This window comes from Paraburkholderia sp. NMBU_R16 (genome assembly GCF_013282575.1).
Taxonomy (GTDB): Bacteria; Pseudomonadota; Gammaproteobacteria; order Burkholderiales; family Burkholderiaceae; genus Trinickia.
Genome location: NZ_JAAAYE010000173.1, coordinates 1 through 1,792, shown reverse-complemented (window position 1 = coordinate 1,792; position 1,792 = coordinate 1). Strand labels below are relative to the sequence as shown.

2 protein-coding genes are annotated in these 1,792 nt (G+C 53.0%); both read right to left on the bottom strand.

The window, feature by feature from the left end; genetic code table 11:
- Positions 1-121: 121 nt before the first annotated feature.
- Positions 122-1,120, bottom strand: a complete 999-nt coding sequence (locus GWC77_RS27545) for a hypothetical protein (RefSeq protein ID WP_173262598.1) — start codon at positions 1,118-1,120, stop codon at positions 122-124.
- Positions 1,121-1,578: 458 nt separating this feature from the next.
- Positions 1,579-1,792 (bottom strand): hypothetical protein (locus GWC77_RS29250; RefSeq protein WP_217283442.1); only part of this gene is annotated, 214 nt, incomplete at its 5' end.

Below are 1,792 nucleotides of genomic sequence, written 5' to 3'. Positions count from 1 at the left end.
CTTTCGTTTGCCTATCCGTGCACCAACGCCGCCCGCTTATGCAAAGTTATTTCTGGGACATGACAGTAGCAACCAGTTGAAGTACGTCCTCGACGGCGCGCTTGCAGTGGTTCTCGGATTCCTATTTGATCCTCGTTAGGGTCGTTTGACTATCTTCAAATTTAGCAACAACCACCGCTCCGGCGGATCGGGCGGATTGCTCTACCAGTTCCTGAACGCTTCGGTCGTAGTCGCTATAAACCGCTCTCATGGCTGTTTGTTGACCACTGGAATTTATGGTATCGACAATGCCGTCCATCGCGCCAACCAAGTTTTCCATCGGGGTTTTGCCCGGATTTTTCCGTGCGTGCCGCTGCACGAGTTCTTTTAAGACTCCAGCTTTATCCTGCACAGAAGGGCAGGCGTCGAAGATGTAGTCTCCCGCCGACGTCACATGACATTTTATGGCAGTGGTTGTGAAAGCTATATTCCCACTAGCTAAGCTGTTTTTGATACCTTGACTCTGGATATTGCCTTCCTGACTGTTGCCATGAAAACACAGTAGCACCGTATTGCACTTTTCGATGTCGGGTAGCGATTTCCCTTTTATCAGGGTACCTTGACGGAGAATATTTTTCGGAATCCTGCCTCGTTGGCTTGGAAGTACCGATGGAGGGTCAGCTAAGAGGACAACCACGTGACCGGCTCGGTCATCCTCGGCCAGACTCACGCCTGCTCTTCGTTTTGAGAGGTAGGCCGTCGAAGTAGAAAAAGCATTAAAATCTGTTTTGCTCGTGCCAAACTCGCGGCGGGACTTGCGCGCGTTATTCGTTGTTGCCGAATACATCGGGTCGATACACCGCCATTTGATGCTTTGTTTTTTTCCTGAGGATAGCTGATTATTGATTAGCTGCTCGGTCAGCAAGTGCCCCGCGCCTACGGACAATACGGTCACAGGCAAGTCTGGGGAGAAGGAATTTATTGCAGCTGCAACCTTGTTTATAAAATCAATTCTAGTTGAACGACTGGCAATAAAAGGATGCTCTACTAGCTCGAGAGAACCGAGGCGATTGTATGCAAACTGACCATCGACATTGTCCGGACCTCCGACGGGTGGAGAAATCCGTTGGTAACCAGACATGGACATCAGTTTTGTTTCAGTCAGAGGGGATGGTGGTCTGGACCGCAGCCCCGCCAATGTGGGATTACTTGCCGACTGTTGGGAAACCTGCACAGAGGATGGGCGCGGTCCTCCGGGGACGTGATGTGAGTACGAAGTGCCGGGTGTTCGTTGGGTGCGATTGATGTCCATTCTTTAGGCAATCTCCAGGGTGAATGTCTGCTCAGTCAGACGAGGTGGCGAATGCACAAAGAGCAAAATGACAAGTCCGACGGACGTCAACCCTTGACAGGTGCTCTTCATTTCGAGGCACCGCAAGTGCTGCGCTTGTGCGCAAGGCCTCCGTCGAGCAAAGTCGATTTGAAGCGACGCCCCACCCAGTTCGACTAGCGGACGTAGCTGAAGCGTTTGGGATTTCCAAGTCTGCCTCCTCCGGGCGCAAGGTTGCCTGATCAGGGCGCCGTGATGAGCTGTATGGATTATTTCTGATAGGTTGCATGGGTTTCGACCACAAAGAAGGTGTTGCTGCGCCCATTGTCAGACCCTGGCGCGCGCGCTTTCCCGCTCCCGCGTAAAACGTCGGCGTCATGCGAAGCGATTCCGCTCAGGTGGGCCACCTCGCCTGCGCGCCCCATCGATGGCGCGGTAATCCCCCCGCTTTTAACGCGAGTCAGAAGGGCTTTGTTCAGCAGC

Coding starts and splice junctions, on each gene's coding strand:
- GWC77_RS27545 (WP_173262598.1), bottom strand. CDS start 1,120: ATGTCTGGTTACCAACGGATTTCTCCACCCGTCGGAGGTCCGGACAAT.